Annotated in this window: 21 protein-coding genes; 7 read left to right on the forward strand and 14 right to left on the reverse strand. The window is 71.8% G+C overall.

Features of this window, described 5'->3' with window-relative positions; translation table 11 throughout:
* Positions 1–39 precede the first annotated feature (39 nt).
* Both ACZ6ZQ_RS03895 and ACZ6ZQ_RS03900 read right to left on the reverse strand, forming a co-directional pair.
* Complete coding sequence (locus ACZ6ZQ_RS03895) at positions 40–1680, reverse strand: DNA repair helicase XPB (RefSeq protein WP_469766950.1); 1641 nt, start codon at positions 1678–1680, stop codon at positions 40–42.
* Between the two features lie 174 nt (positions 1681–1854).
* A complete protein-coding gene (locus ACZ6ZQ_RS03900; protein WP_469766951.1) occupies positions 1855–4440 on the reverse strand; it encodes a helicase-associated domain-containing protein in 2586 nt (861 codons plus the stop codon).
* Between the two features lie 81 nt (positions 4441–4521).
* On the opposite strand from ACZ6ZQ_RS03900, the gene ACZ6ZQ_RS03905 reads away from it, so the two are divergent.
* Entirely contained in the window at positions 4522–5559 is a 1038-nt protein-coding gene (locus ACZ6ZQ_RS03905) for a hypothetical protein (RefSeq protein WP_469766952.1), read from the forward strand.
* A 451-nt stretch (positions 5560–6010) separates the two neighbouring features.
* Positions 6011–6676: an HAD family hydrolase gene (locus tag ACZ6ZQ_RS03910; RefSeq protein WP_469766953.1), complete on the forward strand. Its 666-nt coding sequence runs from the start codon at positions 6011–6013 to the stop codon at positions 6674–6676.
* On the opposite strand, the gene ACZ6ZQ_RS03915 is transcribed toward ACZ6ZQ_RS03910, so the two are convergent.
* Complete coding sequence (locus ACZ6ZQ_RS03915; protein WP_453659565.1) at positions 6655–6903, reverse strand: hypothetical protein; 249 nt, start codon at positions 6901–6903, stop codon at positions 6655–6657. The genes ACZ6ZQ_RS03910 and ACZ6ZQ_RS03915 overlap by 22 nt on opposite strands.
* A gap of 211 nt (positions 6904–7114) precedes the next feature.
* Here ACZ6ZQ_RS03915 and ACZ6ZQ_RS03920 point away from each other — a divergent pair, with 211 nt between their 5' ends.
* Complete coding sequence (locus ACZ6ZQ_RS03920) at positions 7115–7498, forward strand: cold-shock protein (RefSeq protein WP_385414414.1); 384 nt, start codon at positions 7115–7117, stop codon at positions 7496–7498.
* A 278-nt stretch (positions 7499–7776) separates the two neighbouring features.
* Here the strand turns inward: ACZ6ZQ_RS03920 and ACZ6ZQ_RS03925 are convergent, their stop codons facing one another.
* From ACZ6ZQ_RS03925 to ACZ6ZQ_RS03940, 4 genes are all read right to left on the reverse strand, one after another.
* The gene (locus ACZ6ZQ_RS03925; RefSeq protein ID WP_469766954.1) at positions 7777–8676 is read right to left on the reverse strand and encodes a 1,4-dihydroxy-6-naphthoate synthase; all 900 of its coding nucleotides are present in this window, start codon (positions 8674–8676) and stop codon (positions 7777–7779) included.
* Positions 8673–9461: a futalosine hydrolase gene (locus ACZ6ZQ_RS03930; protein WP_469766955.1), complete on the reverse strand. Its 789-nt coding sequence runs from the start codon at positions 9459–9461 to the stop codon at positions 8673–8675. The genes ACZ6ZQ_RS03925 and ACZ6ZQ_RS03930 overlap by 4 nt, the downstream gene beginning before the upstream one ends.
* Before the next feature lie 21 nt (positions 9462–9482).
* A complete protein-coding gene (locus tag ACZ6ZQ_RS03935) occupies positions 9483–9959 on the reverse strand; it encodes a DUF2771 domain-containing protein (protein WP_469766956.1) in 477 nt (158 codons plus the stop codon).
* Positions 9960–10083: 124 nt separating this feature from the next.
* Positions 10084–11454, reverse strand: a complete 1371-nt coding sequence (locus ACZ6ZQ_RS03940) for an MFS transporter (protein ID WP_469766957.1) — start codon at positions 11452–11454, stop codon at positions 10084–10086.
* A gap of 280 nt (positions 11455–11734) precedes the next feature.
* On the opposite strand from ACZ6ZQ_RS03940, the gene ACZ6ZQ_RS03945 reads away from it, so the two are divergent.
* Positions 11735–12643 carry a DUF3027 domain-containing protein gene (locus tag ACZ6ZQ_RS03945; protein ID WP_469766958.1) on the forward strand — a complete coding sequence of 303 codons (909 nt, stop codon included), beginning with the start codon at positions 11735–11737 and terminating at the stop codon, positions 12641–12643.
* A gap of 536 nt (positions 12644–13179) precedes the next feature.
* A complete protein-coding gene (locus ACZ6ZQ_RS03950; RefSeq protein ID WP_469766959.1) occupies positions 13180–16311 on the forward strand; it encodes a sacsin N-terminal ATP-binding-like domain-containing protein in 3132 nt (1043 codons plus the stop codon).
* A gap of 456 nt (positions 16312–16767) precedes the next feature.
* Here the strand turns inward: ACZ6ZQ_RS03950 and ACZ6ZQ_RS03955 are convergent, their stop codons facing one another.
* The 5 genes from ACZ6ZQ_RS03955 to ACZ6ZQ_RS03975 form a co-directional block, all read right to left on the reverse strand.
* On the reverse strand, positions 16768–17355 hold the full coding sequence (locus ACZ6ZQ_RS03955; RefSeq protein WP_469766960.1) for a class IV adenylate cyclase: 588 nt from the start codon (positions 17353–17355) through the stop codon (positions 16768–16770).
* A 26-nt stretch (positions 17356–17381) separates the two neighbouring features.
* Complete coding sequence (locus ACZ6ZQ_RS03960) at positions 17382–18029, reverse strand: methyltransferase domain-containing protein (RefSeq protein WP_469766961.1); 648 nt, start codon at positions 18027–18029, stop codon at positions 17382–17384.
* The gene (locus ACZ6ZQ_RS03965) at positions 17947–18585 is read right to left on the reverse strand and encodes a P-loop nucleotide/nucleoside kinase family protein (RefSeq protein WP_469766962.1); all 639 of its coding nucleotides are present in this window, start codon (positions 18583–18585) and stop codon (positions 17947–17949) included. Before ACZ6ZQ_RS03965 ends, ACZ6ZQ_RS03960 begins: the two co-directional genes overlap by 83 nt.
* The gene (locus ACZ6ZQ_RS03970) at positions 18578–19480 is read right to left on the reverse strand and encodes a radical SAM protein (protein ID WP_469766963.1); all 903 of its coding nucleotides are present in this window, start codon (positions 19478–19480) and stop codon (positions 18578–18580) included. Before ACZ6ZQ_RS03970 ends, ACZ6ZQ_RS03965 begins: the two co-directional genes overlap by 8 nt.
* Positions 19481–19587: 107 nt before the next feature.
* On the reverse strand, positions 19588–20280 hold the full coding sequence (locus tag ACZ6ZQ_RS03975; RefSeq protein WP_469766964.1) for an HAD family hydrolase: 693 nt from the start codon (positions 20278–20280) through the stop codon (positions 19588–19590).
* A gap of 97 nt (positions 20281–20377) precedes the next feature.
* On the opposite strand from ACZ6ZQ_RS03975, the gene ACZ6ZQ_RS03980 reads away from it, so the two are divergent.
* Together ACZ6ZQ_RS03980 and ACZ6ZQ_RS03985 are read left to right on the forward strand one after the other, a co-directional pair.
* Positions 20378–21154 (forward strand): XRE family transcriptional regulator, encoded by a 777-nt coding sequence (locus ACZ6ZQ_RS03980; RefSeq protein ID WP_469766965.1) that lies wholly within the window; start codon positions 20378–20380, stop codon positions 21152–21154.
* Positions 21141–21608: an NUDIX hydrolase gene (locus ACZ6ZQ_RS03985; RefSeq protein ID WP_469766966.1), complete on the forward strand. Its 468-nt coding sequence runs from the start codon at positions 21141–21143 to the stop codon at positions 21606–21608. The genes ACZ6ZQ_RS03980 and ACZ6ZQ_RS03985 overlap by 14 nt, the downstream gene beginning before the upstream one ends.
* Here ACZ6ZQ_RS03985 and ACZ6ZQ_RS03990 read toward each other — a convergent pair.
* Both ACZ6ZQ_RS03990 and ACZ6ZQ_RS03995 read right to left on the reverse strand, forming a co-directional pair.
* On the reverse strand, positions 21596–22162 hold the full coding sequence (locus ACZ6ZQ_RS03990; RefSeq protein WP_469766967.1) for an HD domain-containing protein: 567 nt from the start codon (positions 22160–22162) through the stop codon (positions 21596–21598). The two genes, ACZ6ZQ_RS03985 and ACZ6ZQ_RS03990, sit on opposite strands and share 13 nt — an antisense overlap.
* Before the next feature lie 120 nt (positions 22163–22282).
* Positions 22283–24736 (reverse strand): HAD-IC family P-type ATPase, encoded by a 2454-nt coding sequence (locus ACZ6ZQ_RS03995; RefSeq protein ID WP_469766968.1) that lies wholly within the window; start codon positions 24734–24736, stop codon positions 22283–22285.
* Positions 24737–24829 lie beyond the last annotated feature (93 nt).

Consider the following 24829-nt stretch of genomic DNA (forward strand, 5'->3'; position numbering starts at 1 on the left):
CCTAGCACCCTGCGTGGTGGCGGGCGGAGTCCATGAACGTCAGTCCGCCAGCAGGTCGTCCGCGTCCATGATCCGGTACGCGTATCCCTGCTCCGCCAGGAAGCGCTGGCGGTGCGCCGCGAAGTCCTGGTCGATGGTGTCGCGGGCCACCACCGAGTAGAAGTGCGCCTTGTGGCCGTCGGCCTTCGGGCGCAGGACGCGGCCGAGGCGCTGCGCCTCCTCCTGACGGGAGCCGAAGGTGCCGGAGACCTGGATGGCGATGGTCGCCTCGGGCAGATCGATCGAGAAGTTCGCGACCTTGGACACCACGAGGACGCTGATCTCGCCGTTCCGGAACGCGTCGAAGAGCTTCTCGCGCTGCGAGTTGGGCGTCTCGCCCTTGATGACCGGGGCGTCCAGATGCTCGCCCAGCTCGTCGAGCTGGTCGATGTACTGTCCGATGACCAGGGTCTGCTGGCCCGTGTGCTTGCGGACCAGCTCCTCGGTCACACGGCGTTTCGTCTCCGTCGTCGCGCAGTAGCGGTACTTCTCCTCGGTCTCCGCCGTCGCGTACGCCAGCCGCTCGGAGTCGGTCAGATTGACCCGGACCTCGACACAGTCCGCGGGCGCGATGTAGCCCTGCGCCTCGATCTCCTTCCACGGTGCGTCGAAGCGCTTGGGGCCGATGAGCGAGAAGACGTCCGACTCACGGCCGTCCTCGCGGACGAGCGTCGCCGTCAGGCCGAGCCGGCGGCGGGCCTGGAGGTCGGCCGTGAACTTGAAGACCGGCGCGGGCAGCAGATGGACCTCGTCGTAGACGATCAGCCCCCAGTCGCGGGAGTCGAACAGCTCCAGGTGGGGGTAGATCCCCTTCCGCTTCGTCGTCAGCACCTGGTACGTGGCGATGGTGACCGGGCGGATCTCCTTCCTCGCGCCGCTGTACTCGCCGATCTCCTCCTCGGTGAGCGAGGTGCGCTTGATCAGTTCGTGCTTCCACTGGCGGGCCGAGACCGTGTTGGTGACGAGGATCAGGGTCGTCGCCTTCGCCTGGGCCATGGCGCCCGCGCCGACGAGGGTCTTGCCCGCGCCGCAGGGGAGCACCACGACGCCCGAGCCGCCGTGCCAGAAGCCCTCGACGGCCTGCTTCTGATACGGGCGCAGGGCCCAGCCCGCCTCGTCCAGGTCGATGCGGTGGGCCTCGCCGTCCACGTAGCCGGCGTGGTCCTCGGCGGGCCAGCCCAGCTTCAGCAGGGTCTGCTTGATCTGGCCGCGCTCGGAGGGGTGCACGGCGACCGTGTCCGGGTCGAGCCGGGCGCCGACCAGCGGCTGGATCTTCTTGGAGCGGAGGATCTCCTCCAGGACGGGCCGGTCGGTCGTGCTCAGCACCAGTCCGTGGGCGGGGTGCTTCTGGAGTGTCAGGCGGCCGTAACGGGCCATCGTCTCGGCGACGTCGACGAGCAGCGCGTGCGGGACGGGGTAGCGCGAGAACTCGACGAGCGCGTCCACGACCTGCTCGGCGTCGTGCCCGGCCGCGCGCGCGTTCCAGAGGCCGAGCGGGGTGAGGCGGTACGTGTGGATGTGCTCGGGCGCGCGCTCCAGCTCCGCGAACGGGGCGATGGCGCGACGGCACGCGTCCGCCTGCTCGTGGTCGACCTCGAGCAGGAGAGTCTTGTCGCTTTGGACGATGAGTGGTCCGTTCACGCGTGTGCCCTTTCCTCATGGCGCCGTGCGGTCCCGTGCGGTCGCGGCCGGTCCCGTGCAGCCAAACCTCCAGTTTGCCTTATCGGGCGGTGGGGGCGGGTGGCGTCGGCCACACCATCTCGGCCACCCCGCCGTGGCGCCTGGCCCGTGCTTCAGATCAGCGGGCCGGGTTCGTCAGGCGGGTTCGTCCGCGAGTTCGGCGACTCCGGTGATGCGGTGCAGCGGGTACGTACGGACCTCGTCGGCCGTGTGGTCGTACGCCGTGACGAAGCCGCCCTCGACGCGGACCGGTGCGATGACGCGCTGGCTGGCGGCGCCGTCCGCGTTGACGTACCCGATCCAGATCGCGGAGCCGGTGAGCGCCGCGGCCTGGACGGTCGCGAGGGTCTCGGCGGGAGTGGTGCGGGGAAGCTCGCCGTCGGCGGTGTGCGGGGCGGGTTTGCGTACGGCCGTGGCGGCCAGGTCGCCCGCCCTGATCGCCTTCACCGCGGCGCCGAGCAGCGTGTCGTCGGGCACGGGCGGCCCGTCCGGGACGGGCGCGGGCGGGGTCCGGTGCGGGGTGCGGCGGGCGTCCGCGCGGGTGATCAGCACGTCTCCCTCGGCGGACTCGGCGGCCGGCGCGTACCCCATGTCCCGTAGCCCTTCGAGCAGCGTGGCCGGGTCGGCCTGGGCGGCCAGCACGGTGGGCGCGAGGCGCCGCATCCGCAGCCCGTGCGAGCGCCGGTCGGCGAGGATCTCGTCCAGCAGCGCGTCGTCGTCGCAGCGTACGTAGGCGGAGGCGGCACCGATACGGAGGTGGCCGTGCTTACGGGCCACATCGTCGATGAGATAGCTGAGCGGCTGCGGTACGGGCGTACGGCTGTGCCGTGCCAGGAACGTGTGCAGATCGGCCGCTGCCTGCCCGGCGTCCAGCGCCCGCCGCACGGACCCCGGCGTAAACCGGTACACGGTCGCGCCACCCTTCGACTCCACGTCCGCCACCACCCCAAGCGCCTCCGCGAGCGGCCGCTCCAGCGGCCCGGGCGCGACGGCGGTGAGGTCGGCCTGGAGGAGGACGTGGTCGAGCGGCTCGGGGAGGAGGGGGGCGATCGCGGCGGCCGCGAGCGCGGCACGCGCGGCGAGTACGACGTGGCTGTGGGCGCCTTCGGCGGAGCCTGCTCCCTGGTCGGCGGACGCGGCGGACGCGGCGGCCGTGGCTGCCGGGCCGGCGGGCGCGGGCGGCTCGCCCAGGAGCGTGCGGGCCGCCGTGGCGAGGGCGCCGCGGCCTGTGATGCCCAGGAGTTCGGCCTCGGTGAGGGTCCAGGTGGCGATGCGGGAACGGAGGTCGGGAGCCTCCGGGGACGTGGCGCGTACCGGGCGTTCCCAGCGCAGGCGGGCGAGGACGGTTTCCGGGACCGGGGCGGAGCCGGCGGGAAGGTCCGCGAGGAGGGTCAGGACGCGATGGCGCACCTCGGGCGCCGGGCCGCGGTCCAGATCGGGGCCGAGCGCGGCGAGCGTACGGCCCTTGGCGTCCTGGCCGCCGATCAGTCCGGACGTACGGGTCGCGGTGAGCCAGGCCGTCGCGAGCGATGTCCAGCGCGCGGGCGCGGGGAGGTCGAGCCACTCGTCGTACGCGGGCGTCGGCGCGAACCGCTCGTCCGCCTCGCCGTCCGAGGCCAGCAGCCCCGCCGCGTAGGCCAGTTCGATCCAGAACGCGGCGATCTGCTCGGAGGCGCCGAGCGCCGCTGCCGTGCGCTTGAGGTCACGGACGCTCAGCCCGCCCGCCCTCAGCACCGCGGGGCCGCCCGTCTGCCACTCCTTCAGCAGCTCCTCGACCGTCGCGAGCGCCGTGTACGCCTGCCCCGCGGCCGTACTGTCCACAATCTGTGGACGGTGTTCGGCCGCGACCACCACCTCCGGCGGCACCGGCTCCGGCTCCTGGTGGGCCCGCCCGCCGCGCAGATGCAGCGCCGCCTCGCGCGGCAGCACCACCGTCCGCGGCGACGTGGGCAGCAGCAGCCCCCGGTCCCGCAGCCAGCGCACCGGCGGCGTGGGATCGGCGGTCACCTCTCCGTACGGCGGCCCCCACACCAGCCGGTCCAGCACCGCCAGTGCCTCGGGCGGAGCCGTGTCCAGGAGCGCCGTCATCCGCTCCCGGTCGGTGAACAGCGCGGTCAGCGCGGCGACCGCGGACACCGGGTCGTGGGTCGTCGGCAGCCCCGCCGTGGCGACGATCTCCTGCAGCCGCCCCGGCGACATGCCCGCGGTGGCCTCGGCGACCGTCGGGCCGAGCCCGGTCGGGGACGGGTGCGCCGGGGACGGCACGAGCAGTTCGCGCGCGGTACGCACCAGCCGCAGCCGCTCGTCGTCGCCCCACACCAGCGCCTGCTCGCGCAGCACGCCCACCGCGCGGGGCAGCGCCGCCTCGACCGCCGGGTCGCCGTCGTCCCCGGCCAGCAGCGCGCGGACCGTGTCGTACGACGCAGGCTCGGCGGCCACGGCCAGCGCCTGCGCGGTCTGCAGCGTGAACCGGTCCAGCCGCTCCAGCGCCCGGACCACCGAGGCCCGGGTGCCGGCGCGGGTGGCGAGCTGGGTCAGGTCGTTAGGGACCGGGGACAGCAGATCGGGGCGGGCGCGCAGCAGCGCCGCCAGCCCTTCGTCGCCGCGGGTGCGCAGCGCCTCGGCCAGCGTGCGCGGTGCCGCGCCGGCCGTACGTGCGGATGCTTCCGCGGGCGTTCCTGTGGGCACGTGCGCCTCCCGATCGAGCTCACCGGTCCCCATCCGCCCCACGTTAGCCCCTGTCGCCGCGCTAACGTCGGGTCAGGCGCCCTCCGATACCGGGCGCGCTGTGGAGGGGCGTCCGTGGGGATCGAGAGCGACCAGCTTGTCTTCGACTATCTGAGCCGGGTCGGGGACCTGGCCCAGCAGCGTCAGTTGCCCTCCGGCACCAGGATGCGGCTCGTGTCGTCGCTGCGGAACGAGATCGACCGGCAGCGCGCGAAATACGAGACGGACAGCCCGGCGGCCGTCCGGCGCATCCTGGGGCGGCTGGGGACGCCGGACGAGGTGGTGGACGCGGCGGCGGACGGTGCCCCGGCCGCACCCGCCGCGCCCTCGGTGCCTGCCGTGCCGGAGCAGCGGACCCGTTCCGGCCGGCGGATCATGCCGCGTACGCGCAGGTCGGAAGGAAAGGACGCGAAGGACGCGAAGGGCACCCGGCCGTCCACCGCCGCGTCGCCCCCGCACCTGGCCGGGATGGACGAGCTCGGCCCGTCCGCGGGCGTCGCACCTGACTGGTGGCGGGTCGAACCGGGGCCCCACGGGGGGCACGGGGGACAGGGGGACGACATCGGCGGATTCGTCGGCGGAGTGGAGATCCCGGAGATTCTGAAGCCTCCGCGCAGGACGGATCGGGCGGAGGGGGAGAGGGCGGGGGCCGAGGATTCCAAGGACTCCGACAAGTACGGCGAGTCCGACAAGTACGGCGAGTCCGAGGCGGGGGAGACGGGTCCTGCGCGCCGCCGGTGGCGTCCGCGGCTCCGCCGCCGCACCGGCGGTGCGCGGCCGGGCAATCCGTTGCTCCTCTTCGCCGCCGTGCTCCTGGCCGTCGGCACGGTGCTCGGCTCCTGGATCGCCCTGGCCGGCGGCTGGCTCCTCGCGTACGCCTCCCGCACCCTCTCGCGCAGGGAAGCGAAGGGGGCGGTCATCGGTCTCCCCGCCGCCGTCGCCACCGGCGCCGCGATCTGGCTCTGGGGCCGCGTCGACGGCCGCTGGGGCGAACCGATCCCGCGGGGCGGCGAGGCGATGCGCGAGGCGCTGTCGTCGACCTGGCCGTGGGTGGTGCGGGGGGCGGCGCTGGCGACGGCGCTGTACTTGGTCTGGCGCGCACGACGGAAGTGATCCGGGGCCTGAGACCCCCGGGCCGCCGGTCCTCCGGAGCCCTCAGAGCCTCGGCCCGAGCTCTGGCCCTGGCTCCACGAGCGGGCTCGTCGCCCCAGTCAACGTGGGCCGGTGTGTCCGTCCTCGAACGCCGGACGGGCTCAACCCTGAAGCGCCGGACGGCTCATCGGCCAGCGGCCGGTGTTTGAGGGTTACTTCGTCAGATCCGCCCGTAGTTCGTCCAGGATCTTGTTCGCGAAGGCCGCGCCGACGAGCAGTCCGACCACCATCCGCGGCAGCCGCAGTGTCCCGACGACCAGCTCGTCCGACGACGGCCGCCGCCGTCGCGAACACGCGTCTGGTCCTGAAGGCGGCGGCTGACATCGAAACCCATAGGGAGGCTGGTGAGGCTGGTAAGGGTTGGCTGAGTGTATGCGCCGGCCGACGGCGCCTTGCGGGCACAATGGCCCGCATGGCTCCGGAAACCGCGACACCACCGCTCACCGTCGGCTTCGACCTCGATATGACCCTGATCGACTCGCGCCCCGGTATCCGGGCCGCCTACCAGGCACTCTCCGCCGAGACGGGCGTCTGGATCGACGCTGATCTCGCGGTCACCCGGCTCGGACCGCCGCTGGAGGAGGAGCTCGCGCACTGGTTTCCGGACGACCGGATCCAGGAGATGGGCGACCGCTACCGCGAGATCTATCCCACGCACGCCATCACGCCGACCCCCGCGATGCCCGGCGCCCGTGAAGCCGTCGCCGCGGTCCAGGCGCTCGGCGGCCGGGCGATCGTCGTCACCGCCAAGCACGAGCCGAACGCCAGGCTGCACCTCGCCCACCTCGGCATCGAGCCGGACGAGGTGATCGGCTGGCTGTGGGCGGAGGCCAAGGCGGAGGCGCTGCGCGAGCACGACGCGCGGATGTACGTCGGCGACCACACCGGGGATGTGCGTGGCGCCCGTACCGCGGGAGTGCTCTCCGTCGCCGTGCCGACCGGGCCGTGCGAGGAGGGTGAGTTGCGGGACGCCGGGGCGGACGTGGTCCTGCCCGACCTCACCGCGTTCCCGGCCTGGCTCGGCGGGTACGCCGACGCGTACGCGGACACATGCGCCTACGCGGAGGAGCGTGCCTGACGGCGCTGCGCGGCGATCGACCGCAGCACGCCCGCGCCCGCGACGAGGAACCCGACGCCCATCAGCATGCTCACGAGGTACGCGGCCGTCGGGAACGGATCCGTACCGAGGAACAGCGGGGCCACCGTGACCAGAGTGGCCACCGCACCGATGATGAAGACGATCGCGCCGACACGGACGAGCCCGTCCCCGGGGCCGGTCGAATTGGCTTGGGTTTCATGAGTCACCCGACCAGGGTAGTTCCCAGCGCGTAGGAACCGCCGGGGACGTCTTGTCAGTGGCCCCCGGACCATTAGCCTTGTGTGGTGGCGGGTCGGGCGACCCGCTGCAGTGCTATCCAGAGCAGTTTTGCGAGCGGTTCCAAACGGTTTCCGAGTGGAATCCGGGCGGATTCCGAGCGTTTTCGAAATCCCGACGAGTACGAGGACGAGGACAGACGTGCCTACCGGCAAGGTCAAGTGGTTCAACAGCGAGAAGGGCTTCGGCTTTCTCTCCCGCGACGACGGCGGCGACGTCTTCGTCCACTCGTCGGTGCTTCCTGACGGAGTCGACAGCCTGAAGCCGGGGCAGCGGGTCGAGTTCGGCGTCGTCGCGGGTCAGCGGGGTGACCAGGCGCTCTCGGTGACGGTCCTGGACCCGACCCCGTCCGTCGCCGCCGCCCAGCGCCGCAAGCCGGACGAACTGGCGTCGATCGTGCAGGACCTGACGACGCTCCTGGAGAACATCACGCCGTCGCTGGAGCGGGGCCGCTACCCCGACAAGGCCCACGGCAAGAAGATCGCGGGCCTGCTGCGCGCGGTCGCCGACCAGCTCGACGTCTAGTGCCCCTCCCGGCAAGCTTTGCCCTGTCGCGCCGCCCGGCACGCACCCTCGCTGCGTTGGCCAAAAGCCCTGGTAGCTCCGCTACAAGGACTTCTGGCCGCCTTGCGATGCTTCCCCTCGGCCCTGCGGGCCTGGGGAGACCCCATGCACCGGACGACGCTCCTTGACGGGCAAACATTGCCGGTTGCGGCACTAGCCGAAACCGACAGCCGGATGAAGTGCGTTCGGCGCGTCCGGACGAACGAGCGCCGGACGAACGACGACTGGACGAACGACAACTAGACGAACGACAGCGCTTCCGGGCCGAGGGGCGGCACCAGCCCCTCGGCCGCGGCGCGTGTGAGGAGTCCGCGGACCGCGGCGTAGCCGTTCTCGCCGAGGCCGGCCGTGAACTCGTTGACGTACAGCCCGATGTGCTGATCGGCCACCGCCGGGTCCATCTCCTGGGCGTGTTCCAGTACGTACGGGCGGGACGCCACCGGGTCGTCCCACGCCATCCGCACGGACGTACGAGCCGACTCGGCCAGCAGCGTCAGCATCTCCGGGCCCAGCGACCGCTTGGCGACGATCGCGCCGAGCGGGATCGGCAGACCCGTCGTGGACTCCCAGTGCTCGCCCATGTCGGCAAGGCAGTGCAGGTCGTAGTTCTGATAGGTGAACCGCGCCTCGTGGATGACGAGCCCGGCGTCCACCTTGCCGTCCCGTACCGCCGGCATGATCTCGTGGAACGGCAGGACGACGATCCGGCCCACGCCCTCCGGCACCAGATCCGCCGCCCACAGCCGGAACAGGAGATACGCCGTCGACTTCTCGCTCGGCACGGCGACGGTCTTCCCCGCGAGGTCGGCGGCGGACCAGGGTTCGCGGGTGAGGCCGTGTTCCTTTGGTTCCCTTGGTTCTCTTGGTTCCCTCACCAGCAGAAGCGGGCCGCAGCCCCGCCCCAGCGCCCCGCCGCAGGGCAGCAGCGCGTACTCGTCGAGGACGTAGGGCAGTACGGCGTACGACACCTTCAGGACGTCGAACTCGCCGCGCTCGGCCATGCCGTTGGTGATGTCGATGTCGGCGAACGTGACATCGAGACGGGGCGCGCCGGGGACCCGGCCGTGCGCCCAGGCGTCGAAGACGAAGGTGTCGTTCGGGCAGGGAGAGTAAGCGATCTGGATCCTCCGGGGTGTCATCCGGACTCCTCCTCGAAGACGGGGCCGAGCAGCCCGAACGCGTGCCGCAGGGACTCCAGCGCCTCGCCGATCCGCCAGGCGGAGCGGTCGCGCGGGCCGACGGCGTTCGACACGGCCCGGATCTCCACGACGGGCACACCGTGCGCGGCGGCGGCCTCGGCGACCCCGAAGCCCTCCATCGCCTCGGCGGCGGCCCGGGGGTGACGCGTGATCAGTTCGGCGGCACGCGCGCCGGTGCCGGTGACGGTGGACACGGTGAGGACGGGCCCGTACACCGCGTTCAGAGTCTTGGCGATCGGGCCCGACAGGGGCGACGGCACATGCACGGACCGCCCGAAACCCAGCTCCTCGACGGCGAGGAATCCGTCAGGCGTCTGTGCGCCCAGATCGCCCGCGACGATCGCGTCGGCCACGACGACCGCGCCGACCGGCGCGACCGGCTGGAACCCTCCGCCGATCCCGGCGGACACGACCAGGTCGTAGCCGGGACGGGCAGCCGGACCGGCTGCTCCCGCGGGCGGGCCCGGGTGCTGTCCGGCGGCTCCGTGCGCGCGTGAGCCCGCCCGCTCGTACGCCGCCGCGGTCAGCGCCGTCGCCGTTGCCGCGGCCGCGGCCGCCGGGCCCACACCCGCCGGGATGACGTCCACGCTGACCCCCGCGCCCGCACAGCGGCGCAGGGCGTGGCCGCCCGGCAGGGGGTGGGTGGTGGACGCGCCGTGGGCGGAGAGGCCGGCGGCGACGGAGTCCGCCTCCGCCGGCACCGCGGTCACGACGAGTACGCGCATGGCTGGGTGGTGCCGGCCGGCTCAGACCTTGTTCAGCTTGAAGTGCCAGATGCCGGTCAGCTTCTTGCCGGAGGTCTCCACGATGGAGACCTGCGCGGTGCTGGAGGCCTCACCGGTCGGGCTGGTGAAGAACGCGCTGGCCGGGATGGTCCGGTACGTCTTGTGGTACGGCTCCTGCTCGGCACGCTCACCACCGATGAAGATCGTCCAGCCGTTCTCGGCGATCTCCGGGTCGACGCCGAACCGGATCTTGTCGTCCGAGGCGACGTCGATGGACTTCTCGGCCTTCTCGTTCAGGCAGCCCTGGGCCAGCGACTCCTTGATGGCATTGCCGTCGTTGTAGCAGGCCGCCTCGGAGTGGACCGACTCGGTCCCGACCGTCACGGTCGCGATCGGCGTCGGCTTGTCGCAGGCGGAGAGTACGAGGAGGCCGGCGGACACGGCACCGAGGGCGGCGGCGGCCCGGCGGTGCTTGCCGGTAAAGAACGCAACGGTCATGGTCCGAAGGCTATCGGGCCCCCGGTGTCCCGCAGCGCGGGGGTGCGGCGTGGCGCCGAGCCTCACCGTGCCCGGGGCGCCGGGTGTCACTGCACCCGGGGCACCGTGCCCGGGGCGCCGGGCGTCACTGCACCCGGGGTGCGGTGCTCACCCGGTGCGACGGGGGCAGTGTGCTGCGCCGGGAGGCCACCAGCAGGCCGTGCAGGGCCAGCGCCGCCCCCGTCGCCAGGATCGCCGCCGCCACCGCCATGCCGAGCACTCCGTTCAGCGGCAGGGAGATCCCGATCGCTCCACCCACCACCCACGACATCTGCAGCAGCGTCTCCGAACGGGCGAACGCCGACGTCCGTACCGACTCCGGGACGTCCCGCTGGATCATCGCGTCCAGCGACAGCTTCGACAGCGCCTGCGAGAGCCCCGCCACCCCGGCCAGCACCGCCACCATGAACGGGCTGAAGAACACGGCCGCGAGGATCGCCGCCGACAGCGCGAGCGACAGGCCCGTGGCGACGATCACCTCCGGGGGGCGGTTCCTCACCCACGCGCCGATCGCCGTACCGCAGGCATTTCCGACACCCGCCGCGATGCCCACCATGACCAGCGACACCGCCGCGCTCTGCCCGGCCATCGGATGCACCCGCAGCAGGAACGCGAGGAAGAAGATCAGGAACCCGGAGAGCATGCGGTGTGCCGCGTTCGCCTGCAGTCCGTGCAGCACCGACGGGCCGACCGTGCGCAGGCTCGGCTTCCGTTCGCCGTGCGTCAGCATGTGCGCCTTGCGCTCACCCTTCGCCGAGTCGACCTTGTGCGGGAGGCTGAACGCGAGGAAGGTGCCCGCGACGAAGACGGCGCACGCCCCGTACAGCGGCCAGGCGGGGCCGATCCGCTGCAGCGCGGCGCCGACGGGCGCGGCGATCCCGGTAGCGACCAGCCCGGCCAGGGTCACCCGGGAATTCGCCTTCACGAGGGCGAACCCGGGCGGCAGCAGCCGGGGGACGACGGCGCTTCTGACCACTCCGTACGCCTTCGACGCCACCAGCACCCCGAGCGCCGCCGGATACAGCTCCAGGCCGCCCGTGGCGACCGCGCCCGACATGGTGAGCGCCAGTACCGCCCGGGTCATCATCGCGCCTGCCATCGCGGCGCGGCGGCCGTGCGGAATGTGGTCCAGAAGCGGGCCGATCACAGGGGCGAGCAGAGCGAACGGCGCCAAAGTGATCGCGAGATAGAGCGCCACGCGCCCGCGGGCCTCGTCGGTGGGCACCGAGAAGAAGACGGTCGATGCGAGCGCGACGGTGATCATGACATCGCCGGCGCCGTTGACCGCGTGCAGCTCGATGAGTTTGCCCAGCCCGGATTCGCCCGCCCCATGGGCGTGGGTCGCCCGGCGAATACCCTTCGCCGTACCGGTGAACGGCAGGTGCAGAGCACGGCCGACCGCCCGGCCCGCCCTGTTCAGCGGCCCGGAACCGTCGGACGACCTCGCGGCTGCCACGTCGTCATAGTGCCCTAAGCGCCTTCGACCCGAACCGGGATTCGGACGGGCAGGTGGGCGGCACGCCACGGAGGGGGTAGCGTGCGTAGCGCGCCACCGGCGGTAGTTCTCGGCCGCGCGCCTCTTCGCCATCCCGCAGAATGGGTGACGGTAGGTGTGCCCGAGACGGATTGCCCGGGCGCGGACGTCGATGCGGCCCACTGGTCCGCTCCGCCCGCTGCCCGTACATCGCGAATCGGCCGGCGCACCCGTGAGACGGCGTAGGAGAGAAGCGAGACCTGTGAGTGCTGCGACGACGCGAAGCCGTACCCCCGACCGTCTGTGCGCCGAGGCGGTAGACCTCGCGCGGACAGCTGCCGAGGAGGCAGCCGCGCCGGGGGTGGTGGGCGAGCATGTCTCGCTCGTGTCCGAGGGCGACAGGGTCGTCACCCACCTCTTCGAGTGCCAGGAGCCGGGCTACAAGGGGTGGCGCTGGGCCGTCACCGTCGCCCGGGCGTCCCGCGCGAAGGTGGTCACCCTCGACGAGACGGTCCTGCTGCCGGGGCCGGACGCGCTGCTGGCGCCGGAGTGGGTGCCGTGGAGCGAGCGGCTGCGGCCGGGGGACATGGGGCCGGGAGATCTGCTCCCGACCGAGGCCGAGGACCTGCGGCTGGAGCCCGGGTACACGGGCGAGGACGTGCCCCCGCCGAACTCGCCGGTCTCCGGCGAGATGGCCGACCGGGTCGACGCGGAGGACGCGGAGATCGTCTCCCGCGCCCCGTCGCGCGGTGCGATCTCGTCCGTCGCGGAGGAGCTCGGGATGCGGCGGGCGCGGGTGCTGTCGCGCTACGGGCTGCATGTCGCCGCGGACCGCTGGGAGGAGTCGTACGGCGCGAAGACGCCGATGGCGCAGGCGGCGCCCGCGACCTGCGTGTCGTGCGGGTTCCTGATGCCGCTGGGCGGGTCGCTCAAGCAGGCTTTCGGGGTGTGCGCGAACGAGTTCTCGCCGGCGGACGGGCGGGTCGTGTCGCTCTCGTACGGGTGCGGCGGGCACTCGGAGGCGGCGGTCATGCCGAAGCCTCCCCGGCCCGCGCCGCCGGTGCTGGATTCGATGCGTCCCGACGAGTTCCCGCTCCGGCCCGCCCCGGACAGCGGGTCGGTCCCGGACCACGTGGACGCGGCGTCGCCGGACGATCTGGGCCACTCCTAGACCAGGACAGCGTCCGGCCACGGGCAGGGCTGGGGCCAGTGGCAGGGAAGGGCCGGGGCCACGGCCAGGGCTGGGGCCAGTGGCAGGGAAGGGCCGGGGCCACGGCCAGGGCCGGGGCCAGTGGCAGGCCAGGGCTGGGGCCACGGGCAGGGCTGGGGCCAGTGGCAGGGAAGGGCCGGGGCCACGGCCAGGGCCGGGGCCAGTGGCAGGGAAGGGCCGGGGCCACGGCCAGGGCCAGGCCAGGACGGGTGAATGTCGCCCCTACGCTCTTGGCGTCGCCCACGGACACCGGCAGCCGCTCCCACACACCGTCCACCAGGTGCTCGATGACGACCTTGGACGGGTCGGCGGCCACGCGCTCCAGCGCGGAGTACCTGAAATCTCTTCCGGGGTCTTTTCCAGCCGTGCGGGGCGGGCGAGGAGAAGAGCTTCCCGCGGTACGCGGTACCTTCGGGCCGCGGCGTCGAGCAGCGGTGGGCGGCGCAGCCGGCGGTTCAGCGGTACACCGGTAACAGAGCCAGAGAGCGGAGACAGGCGTGAGCGTCAGGACGACCGAGGGGGCCGACCCGTTCGGGACGGCGCGGCTGCGGCGTGGGGTGCTCGACGCGTGGGGGGCCAGTCCCGCCCGCTTCCGGGAGGACGCCAACGCCGAGGAGGACCTCGCGCTCGGCGGCTACCGCGACCGTGTCGTCGTCGAGCTCGCCCAGAACGCCGCGGACGCCGCCGCCCGCGCCAAAGTGCAGGGGCGGCTGCGGCTGACCCTGCGGCCCGGCCGGGGCACGGAGCCCGCCGTGCTGGTGGCGGCGAACACCGGCGCGCCGCTGGACGCCGCGGGTGTCGAGTCGCTCTCCACTCTGCGGGCCTCGGCCAAGCGCGAGCACGACCAGGGCGCCGTTGGCCGGTTCGGCGTCGGCTTCGCCGCGGTCCTCGCCGTCAGTGACGAGCCCGCCGTCGTCGGCCGGCACGGCGGGGTCAGGTGGTCGCTCGCGGAGGCCCGCGAGCTCGCCCAGCAGACCGCGCAGGCCAGCCCCGGCCTCGGCGACGAGCTGCGCCGCCGCGACGGCCACGTACCGCTGCTGCGGCTGCCGCTGCCCGCCGAGGGCACCGCCCCCGACGGCTACGACACCGTCGTGATCCTGCCACTGCGCGACGGCACCGCCGAGGACCTGATCGAGCGGCTGCTCGCCGGGATCGACGACGCCCTGCTGCTCACCCTGCCCGGCCTGGGCGAAGTGGTCGTGGAGACCCCGGAAGGGGTACGGGCGCTGCGCCGTTCGGAGCACGGCCCGTACGTCCACGTCGACGACACCGCGCGCGGCGTCAACCGCTGGCGGGTCGCCAGCCGCCATGGGGCGATCGAGCCCGCGCTGCTCGCCGACCGGCCGGTCGAGGAGCGGCTGCGGCCGCACTGGGCGGTGACATGGGCCGTGCCCGTGGACGGGGAGGGCCTGCCGGTCTATCCCGCGACCGCGCCGGTCGTCCACGCCCCCACCCCGACGGACGAACCTCTCGGCGTACCCGCGCTGCTCATCGCCACGCTCCCGCTGGACACCGCCCGGAGGCACCCGGCCCCCGGCCCGCTCACCGACTTCCTGGTGCGGCGAGCGGCGGAGGCGTACGCCGAACTCCTCGGCGACTGGCAGCCCGTCAGCACCGGCACCATCGACCTGGTGCCCGGCCCGCTCGGCAAGGGCGAACTGGACGGCGCGCTGCGCGCGGCGATTCTGGAGCTGCTGCCCCGGGTCGCGTTCCTCGCCCCGGCCGCGCCGTCCGAGGACCTCGTCGCGCTGCGGCCGCTGGAGGCCGAGGTCGTGGAGGGCGCGGGCGCCGAGACCGTACGCGTCATGGCGGAGGTGCTGCCGACGTTGCTGCCCGCCGGGCTGGAGCGCCGGGTCGAGCTGCGCACCCTCGGGGTCGCGCGCGTCCCGCTGACCGAGGCGGTCGACCGGCTCGCCGGGATCGAGCGCGACCCGTCGTGGTGGTGGCGGCTGTACGACAGCCTCGCGGGTGTCGACCCCGAGCGGCTGTCGGGGCTGCCGGTGCCGCTGGCGGATCCGGGCGAGGAAGAGGAACCCAGGCGGACCCCCCGTACCACCATCGGCCCCCGCCAGGTCCTGCTGCCGACGCCCGAAACCCCTGCCGGGCTCGCCCGGTTCGGGCTGAAGGTCGCCCACCCGGACGCCGCCCATCCCCTCCTGGAGAAGCTGGGCGCGCTGCCCGCGACCCCCCGCGCGGTGCTGACGACACCGCAGGTGCGGGCCGCCGTCGCGGCGTCGCTGGAGGACGGCGACGGGATGTGGGACGAGGACGCGCCGGACAGCGAGGAGCTGGCGGAGATCGTCCTCTCACTGGTCAGGGACGCGGACCTGGAGCCGGGGGACGAGCCCTGGCTGGGTGCGCTCGCGCTGCCCGACGAGGACGGCGAGCCGGCGCCCGCGGGTGAACTCGTCCTGCCCGGCAGCCCGTTCGCGTCCGTCATGCGTGAAGGTGAACTCGCCCTCGTCGACGCCGAACTGGCCGAGCGCTGGGGCGAACAGCCGCTCGCCGCCTGCGGGGTGCTGGCGAACTTCGCGCTCGTACGTGCCACCGATGTCGTCCTCGATCCCGACGAACTGGAGCCCCGCGACGGCGACTTCGCCGAGCCCGACGACGCCGGACTCCTCGACGCGGTCGACGTGTGGTGCGAGGACGTGCTGGACCGGCTGCCGGACACCCCGGTGCCGCCGGTCGCGACCGAGATCGTCGCCGTACGCGATCTGGACCTGGTCGACGACGACCACTGGCCGCGGGCGCTCGCGCTGCTCGCACAGCCGCCACTGCGGGACGCGCTCACGCAGACCGTGCGGGTACTGCTGCCGGACGGTACGACGGAGACCGTGCGCCCGTACACGGCGTGGTGGCTGCGCGACCACCCGGTGCTGGGCGGGCGCCGCCCGGCCGGCCTGCGGGCGTCCGGCGGGGACCCGCTGCTGGTCGGCCTGTACGACTCCGCGGACGCGACCGGCTTTGAGGACGAGCAGGTGCTGCACGCCCTGGGCGTGCGGACTTCCGTTGCCGCGCTCCTCGGCGAGCCGGGCGGCGCGGCCGAGCTGCTGGGCCGGCTCGCCGACCCGGACCGCCCGGTGACCGCGTCCCAGCTGCACGCCCTCTACACCGCACTGGCCGATCTGGACCCGGAGCAGGTGACGCTTCCGGACGAGCTGCGCGCGGTCGTCGACGGCGAGGTGCGGGTCGTGGACGCCTCGGACGCGCTGGTCGCGGACGCCCCCGATCTGCTCCCCCTGACCACGAACCGCCCGCTGCTGCCGGTCGCCCCGGACCGGGCGGCGGACCTGGCCGAGCTGTTCCAGGTGGGGCGGCTCAGTGAGGCGGTCGAGGCCGAGGTGACGACGGTCGGCGAGGAGCACGACGTACCCCCGTCGGTACACGCGCTCCTCGGCCCCTCGACCCCTGCCTCGTACGTGGAGCACGAGGAACTGCTGGCGGGCGGCGTCGAACTCGACTGGCGCCGCACGCCCGACGGAGTCATCCACGCCGCCACCCTGGAGGGCGTCGCGGCGGGCCTGGCCTGGGCGGCCGGCCAATGGCCACGCCGCTTCGAGGTCGCGGCGCTGCTGGAGGACCCGTCACGGACGGAGGAACTGGCGCGGGACCGCTGGTTCGACTAGTCGGCAGAGTGAACCCGCCCTGGCCACGGAGCTCGTGCCGCGGGGGATCGGCAGAGTGCTGCCGTGACCAGGGCGGGGGCTTAGCGGCGGTGGATGAGCTTGCTTGGGCCCCGGTGCCTTCCCGCCCGTCGCCGAGGGGGTGGTCCTGCTTCGTCTGGCTGCGTCGTGCGAGTGGGATCGTCGTTGAGGAGGATGGATTGCCAGACGCGTTCCTGGAGGACGCGGATGCAGGGGCCGCATGCGTACATCGGTGCTTGGGCGCCAGCGACGCTTGCGGGGCCGATCCACAGGACGCGGGCCATTGCTGGCCGCAGTAGAGCCAGCAGAACCCGTCGACCCAGTGGTTGCTGTCGTCCGTGGCTGCCGGAGCCGGGAGGCCGTCGCGGGCGAAGTCGGCGATGCCGGGGATGACCCGATGGGGTAACGCGAGTTCCGTAAGCACAGTGCTACCCCGGATCAGTGGCTCTGGGCAGTCGCCGAGGATGCTTCGGTCTTCTCGGCGTCGGCGAAGAGGAGGGTGGGTTCGGCGAGGATGTCGCGGCCGGTCTCGCTTTTGTAGATCTCGTCGACGCTGCCGAAGCGGGCTTCGGTGTAGTCGAGGTCGAGCAGGGCGGCTGCCTGGCGGACGGAAGCCTCGTCGTGTCCTTCGATCTCGATGAAGGTGGGGAGGTCGGGCCAGGTGTCGAAGTCGACGGCGACCTCGCCCAGGCGCCACTCCTCACGGTAGTTCTCCTGGTAGCGGACCTCGCGCAGGCCGAGGCGCCGCAGGATGTCGGCCATGGCGTGCAGGTCGGTGACCTCGGTCTCGATCTCGGTGGTGCCGTCGATGGTGGTGGAGTCGGTGACCTGCTTGAGGGTGAGAGTGGAGCGGGTGCCTTCGTCGCGGAGGCGGACCCACTGGCCGTTGTCGAGGGCGTCGTTCTCGAAGATCTTGCGGGTGAGGAGCATCCGAGGGAATGCCTGCGTGGCGCCAAGGGCAGTGAGTTTGGCCTGGAGGGCGGTTACGTCGATGGACAGGAACTTGGCCTCGTACTCGTGCTTCATGATCCTCTTCTCGGTTGTGGGTTCGGCTACTTGGCGGCGCAGGTTGCGAGGAGCAGGCCCATGCGGTGGGTGTGGTCCTGGAGCTGGCCTACGTGCGCCCGTTCGGTGAACTCGTTCGTGCGCAACGTGAGCAGGACGTTCCAGTTACTGGTGCAGTGGCGGCCGAGCTTCTCGGGTGAGGTGTAGTGCTCGATGAGGTAATGGCGTCCCTCGACGGGCATCATGAACTCCGCACCGAACAGGCCGCCGATGCGGACAAGGGACTGCATGAGTGTGACGAAGTCGGCGAGGGGGCGGTGGTGGTTGGCACTGTAGTGCCACGAGCAGCTCGTCCAGACGGCGTCGCAGTCCGCTGGCAGGGATTCGGCCAGAAGGAAGTCCTCCTCGACGACCTGGACTCGTTCGTAGAGCTCTTGGAGTTTGAGCCGGTCGATCAGCCCCATCGCGTAGGCGTTCGTGGCACCGGGAAGTTCGACCTTGCCGCCGTGGAGGGCGAAGGAGTCAGGTTCGACGGCGATGACGTTGTAGCCGGCGGCGGCGAGCGGGAGCACGAACTTGCCGTCGCTCGCGCCGATGACGGCGATCGTGGCTTCAGGGGAGACGTGTTCCTTTAGCGCGGCGAGGAACTGAGGGAAGAACGTGAGGGTGTGCTCCCACAGGCTCCGGGTCTCCACGGCCTGCTCCTTTCGCGTCGGTTGCGAGGATGGCGTCGACGACCTGGTCCGGGCTGAGGCCCGTGGTATCCACTTGGCGCATCGGGAACTGGGCGTAGCAGTCTGTGATCCGGTCCGCGGCCTCCTCGCCGAGTGCGTCCCAGCGGGATACGGGCTTGATGCGTTCGGCCAGGCGGCGCTGGCGCTCCTCCTCGGTGCACACCAGCTGGTACGTGACGGGCTGCGGCAGGTAGGGCGGCAGCGTGACGTCGAGCCGGGCTCCGTAGGCGTAGTGGGTGGCTAGGCAGCGGGCGAAGTAGCTCTCCACGACCACTGGGACACCGGCGGTCAGGTAGCGGTGGATCTCGTCGGTCGCGGTGAACAGGGCGGAGAGGTAGAAGCACATGCGTGCTTCGACGTTGTCGCGCAGGTCGACCTGGCGACGCAGCGGCTGGTAGAGGAGCGGCACGGTGGGGACCAGGACGGCCCCCCGGGCTGCGGCGAGCAGCGGTGCGATGGTCGACTTGCCCGTTCCCCGTAAGCCTTCAAGGCTCTTGAACAGCGGCTGGTCAGGCACGGGCGTACACCACGTCGGGCACGGCCAGGGTGAGCTCGTCGGCGACGGTGGGCCGGTGGACGATGCGGTCGGCGGCCTTCTCGTACCAGAAGGCGTGCGAGTCCTTGCCGACGGCCTTGCAGGACATGGTGAGCGCGCCTCGCGGGTCCGCTTCGATCCGCTCGATCGCCCGCGGCCCGCCTGCCGGTCCGCAGACCGTGGGGGCGCCGTGTTCGGACAGATCCTCGTCGACGATCACCTCGATAGAGAGCCCTGCGTCGTGGAGCTGCCTGCGCAGGTGGGCGTAGGCGGCTGGGTCGGTCACGAAGAGCTCGGGGTGGGTGGCGGCGTTGCCGACCGGGCGCAGGCAGTGCAGCTTCAGCTGGCACGCGCCGAGTTCCTGCAGGGCGCGGGCGAGCGGCAGGACCTCGTCGATGTTGCGCGAGGTGATCGTCATGGTCGCGCCCGTCCGGACGCCGAGTTCCCGGGCGAGGCTGAGGGCGTTGAGTGCGCTCTGGTAGCTGCCGCGCTTGCGGATGTGGTCGTTGGTGGCGCCGATGCCCTCCAGCGAGACCCTCAGCAGATCCAGGTGTGGGGCGATCTCGGTGAGGCGGCGCTCGATCCGGTAGCCGTTAGTGCAGACCTCGACCTGCAGGCCGAGCTCCTGTTTGGCGTACCAGGCGACCTGCAGGAGGTCCTTGTAGACGAACGGCTCGCCGCCGAGCAGGGTGACAGCCTCGGTGCCGTACTGGTCGCGCATGAGCCGGATGAGGCTGACCGCCTCCTCCGCGCTGAAGGCATCGGCGTGCTTGAGCCGCTCGCCATGGAAGCAGTGAAGGCACTCGAAGTTGCAGCGGTACAGCAGCTGCAAGTACAGCATCCGGATCCTGCGGATCCCGGTGACTTCCTCGATCACGGGGGCCTCCTGGGCCAGTTGCCTGGTTGGAAGACCCGATAGTGGCCAAGCCAGCTGGGACCTCATCACCCCGTATGCGGACGGTCCCGGGACGTCCTGGGACGTTCTCAGTCCGCGGCGAAGCCCTCCAGAATCCGGAGAAGGCCGGCCGTGTCCGAGAGGTCCGAAAGCATGATCGATGCCCCAGCGGCAGCCAGCTCGTCACGGCTGTGGATACCCGAGGCGACCGCGATGACCCCGGAGCCAGTGGTGAGGGCCGCCTCGACGTCCCGGGGGGTGTCCCCCACCAGCACGACAGGTACGTCAACGGGAGCACCCCGCAACCGACATGCCCGCTCCCGCGCCACAGCCACAAGGTCAGGACGCTGAACCGCATCGGCCCCGTAGGCGCCGACAGCCAAATCCAGAAGCGAGTCGAGGTCGAAGGCCGACAGCTTAACGCGGGCGTTTGCCGCGATGTTGCCAGTCAGAATCGAGGACACCCAATCCTGCTGCGTGGCAACGGCCTTGAGGGCATCACGCACTCCGGGAAGCACCGTCCCGCGCCTGCGGAGATCGTCAGAGTGCTCCTCTCCTGCGCGACTCAGAGCCTCCTGGATGTGAGCCCAGTCCGGCTCGGGCAGGCCGTGCCGGAGAAACATGTCGCGCATGATCAGCCGATCCGTACGACCCTCCGTACGCGCTGGCTCAGACGGCTGAACCCCCGCCAGCGCCGCGAACGCCGCGGCGTAGGTCTCCTTGCTCACCCCCGCGTTGTCGATAAGCGTGTGGTCGATATCCCACAGGACGATGAGCTGCATAACCGCCAGCCTAAGCACCCTCTGAGGCCGACCGGCCTGTGGAAGCGTTCCAGAACGTGCTTGCCCGACAGCTCCCAGCTCGGCTTGTATAGCCTCCGTGAACGAGCGACTTCACTCCGTACTCGCCCAGCGCGGTGTCTCGCCCGAAGCGCTCGCCGAAGCCTGCGAGGTAGACCCCAAGACCGTCAGCCGCTGGCTCGGCGGACGCGTGCCCCACCCGCGCCACCGCTTCCGCGCCGCCCAGCATCTACGCGTCGAGGAGACCTTCCTCTGGCCCGCGCCACAATCCCGCGCCAGCCAGATCGGCGGCGGTGGGTTAGGCACCGAACTCGTCGGCACTTACCAGAACCGGGCCAGCGTCCCCCGCGACACGTGGCTCTCCCTGCTGCACGGGGCCCAGGAGCAGATCGATGTACTGGTCTTCTCCGGCACCTTCTTCGCCCAATCCAACCCGCACGTTGCCAAGATGCTCACCAAGCGCGCGGCCGCCGGCGTCCAGGTTCGCCTCTGCTTCGGCGACCCCAACGGCCAGGCCGTCTCTATCCGCGGCCGCGAAGAAGGCATCGGCGACACCCTCGCCGCCAAGATCCGCGCCTCCCTCACCTATTACCGCCCCCTGCTGACCGAGGCAGGCTGCGCGGTGCGGCTCCACGACACCACGCTCTACAACTCCCTCTTCCGATACGACGACAACCTGCTCATCAACCCACACATCTGGGGCCAGCCCGCCAGCGCCAACCCCCTCTTCCATCTCAGGAGGGTGGATGCCACCGGCTGGTTCGACAACTACGCTCGAAGCTTCGATACAGTCTGGGCCGGTGCACGGCCCTGGACGCCCGATCAGGAGGGGATCGCCGTACATGGGCAGGACTGAGTACTACAACGACCCGAACGCCCCCAAGGCCAACACCCTCATCCCCGCCAGCAACCTGCTCGTCGTCCACGACAACGGCGCCATCCTCCTCCAGCGCCGCCGCGACACCGGCCAGTGGGCTCTGCCCGGCGGCGCCCAGGACATCGGTGAGACCGCGGCCGAGTGCGCGGTGCGCGAGTGCCTGGAGGAGACCGGGATCGTCGCCGAGATCACCGGCTTCCTCGGGGTCTACACCAACCCCAACCACATCGTCGCCTACACCGACGGCGAGATCCGGCAGCAGTACGAGAACACCTACATCGGCCGCCCGGTCGGGGGCGAGCCCACCGTCAACGACGAAGCCGACGGCGTCCGCTTCATCCAGCCCGCCGACCTCGGCCAGTACGACATCCACCCCAGCATGCGCCAGCAGATCGGCGACTACCTCGCCGGCACCTACCCCTACCTCGGCTGAGCCGCCAGCACCGCCTCCACACGGCCCACAGCAGCGAAGATCTCCGGCGACGCCCGACGGATGAACCGCCCGACCAAGCTGTCTGCCCCGTACCGGCCCAGGATCTCTGTCACCCGCTTCCGAGCGGTGGTCCACTCGCCGTCCGGCTTCGTCGTCATGTCGCAGTACACGAGCGCATCCACCAACAGGGGCTCCTCTTCCAGCAACGGGAACTCCGCCTCCAGCACCTTACGCAGCCCGCGCTCCTCAGCCTCCAACAGTGCGAAGGAGTGGTTAGCCACCAACCGCACCAGCCGCCCATCAGCGCCATGCTCATCGCGCAGAAACCGAGCACCATCCAGCGGATGGAACCCCGTCACCGCCAGGCGCGGTGCGTAACCGATGTCGTGCAGCACAGCAGCCGCAGCCAGAAGTTCGGCCCGGTCACCCAGGACACGCGCGAGATCAGTCGCGCGCAGCGCGACACCCTCCGAATGCCCCCATCGACGAGGGAGCGGGCCGATCAATTCCGCCCTGGCCACCCGACGCGCCCACTCCGTCATTGTTTCGCTCATGGCCTGGTCATGCCCCGGCATGGCTCCCCGCACTCCGGACGACGGACGAGCCACACCAGGCCACGCCTCGGGCGCAGAAGCCTGCGACCCTCCGCCTGCCGCAGGCGCACCCACGGCCCCCTACGCCGGGAACCGCCGGTCCACCCACCGCCACGCGAACTCCAGCAGCCCCCCCGCCACCACCGCGACCCCCACCGCCGCCCACGGCATCGTCGTCCCCACCAGCCTCAGCGCGAAGAAGTCCTGCAGCCACGGCACCATCAGCACGATGAGGAAGCACAGCCCCATCGCCGCGACCAGAGCGACCCGCCACCAGGTGTACGGGCGGGCGACGATCGCCAGGACCCACATGGCGACCAGGAAGAGGGTCAGCGTCGCCGCGCTGGTCTCGGCCCCCAGCGCGGCGGCGCCGCTGTAGTGGGCGCGGGCCAGGACGTACGTCACGAAGGTGGCCGCCGCCGCGATGATGCCGCCGGGGATCGCGTACCGCATGACGCGGCGCACGAAGTGCGGTTTGGCGCGTTCCTTGTTGGGCGCCAGGGCCAGGAAGAACGCCGGGACGCCGATGGTCAGCGTCGACAGCAGGGTGAGGTGACGCGGCAGGAAGGGGTACTCGACCTGCGAGCACACCACCAGGATGGCGAGCAGGACCGAGTAGACCGTCTTCGTCAGGAACAGCGTCGCGACGCGCGTGATGTTGCCGATGACCCGGCGGCCCTCGCCGACCACCGACGGCAGCGTCGCGAAGCTGTTGTTGAGGAGGACGATCTGGGCGACCGCCTTCGTCGCCTCGGAGCCGGAGCCCATGGAGACGCCGATGTCGGCGTCCTTGAGCGCGAGGACGTCGTTGACGCCGTCGCCGGTCATCGCGACCGTGTGCCCACGGGACTGGAGCGCGCCGACCATGTCCCGCTTCTGCTGCGGGGTGACCCGCCCGAAGACCGCGTTCGCGTCGAGCTCCTCGGCCATCGCTTCCCGCTCGGCGGGGAGCCTGCGCGCGTCCACGGTGCTCGCGGCGCCGGGCAGGCCGAGCTTCGTCGCGACCGCGCTCACCGACACCGCGTTGTCACCGGAGATGACCTTGGCGTGGACGCTCTGCTCGTCGAAGTAGCGCAGCGTGTCCGCGGCGTCGGGCCGCAGGCGCTGCTCCAGGACGACCAGGGCGGCGGGCCGGGCACTTCTGACGACATCGGGGGAGTCGAGCTCGCCGGCGGCGCGGGCGAGGAGCAGCACGCGCAGTCCCTGCTCGTTGAGGTGGTCGATCTCGCCGAGGGTGGGGTCCTCGGCGGGCAGCAGCACATCGGGCGCGCCGAGCAGCCACGTGGAGTTCTGCCCGTCGCCCTCGCTCAGCGCGGCGCCGCTGTACTTGCGCGCGGAGGAGAAGGGCAGCGACTCGGTGCAGCGCCACTCCTCGCTGTCCGGGCAGGCCTCGATGATGGCCTGCAGCGATGCGTTGGGCCGTGGGTCGGACTCGCCGAGCGCGCCGAGGACCTTGCGTACGTATGCCTCGTCGGAGCCGCCCAGCGCACGCAGCTCGGTGACGTCCATGCCGCCTTCGGTGAGCGTGCCCGTCTTGTCGAGGCAGACGACGTCGACGCGGGCCAGCCCTTCGATCGCGGGCAGTTCCTGGACGAGGCACTGTTTGCGGCCGAGCCGGATGACACCGATCGCGAAGGCGACGGAGGTGAGGAGGACGAGGCCCTCGGGAATCATCGGCACGATGCCGCCGACGGTGCGGGCGACCGAGTCCTTGAAGTTGTCGCCCTTCACCGCCAGCTGGCTGATGATCAGGCCGAGGGCGGTCGGGACCATCATCCACGTCACGTACTTGAGGATCGTGGAGATGCCGGAGCGCAGCTCGGAGTGGACGAGGGTGAAGCGGGAGGCCTCTTCGGCGAGCTGTGCCGCGTACGCCTCGCGGCCGACCTTGGTGGCGGTGAACGCGCCGCCGCCCGCGACGACGAAGCTGCCGGACATCATCCTGTCGCCGCGTTTCTTGAGGACGGGGTCGGCCTCACCGGTCAGCAGTGACTCGTCGACCTCGAGACCGTCGGCCTCGGCGACCTCGCCGTCGACGACGACCTTGTCACCCGGCCCGAGCTCGATGAGATCCCCGAGCACGATCTCGGACGTGGACACCTCGCCGGCGGCCCCGTCCCGCCGGACGACGGGTTTCGCCTCGCCGATGACGGCGAGCCCGTCGAGGGTCCTCTTGGCGCGGAGCTCCTGGATGATGCCGATGCCGGTGTTGGCGAGGATGACGAATCCGAACAGAGTGTCCTGGAACGGCGCGACGATGAACATGATCACCCAGAGCACGCCGATGATCGCGTTGAAGCGGGTGAAGACGTTGCCGCGGATGATGTCGGCGGTGGAGCGGCTGCTGCGAACCGGTACGTCGTTGACCTCGCCCCGCGCGATCCGCTCGGCCACCTCGGCGGCGCTGAGCCCGCCGGGCCGGTGCCGCACGGGCGGCGCCACGGGGTGCACGGGGTCGAGTTCCGCGCCCGCGTCGATGGCCGCCCCGCCTCGCTGCCCGGGCCCGCCGCTGCCGCTGTCCGACCGCTGAGTCATGCTCCCGACGGTACGGCGGGCACGCGACGTTCACCCCCTGAGCGGGTTGAACAGGGTGGAACATCCGGGCCGCCCCTACGGGGGGCCGGGGGC

It is taken from the genome of Streptomyces sp. NPDC053673, assembly GCF_055585225.1.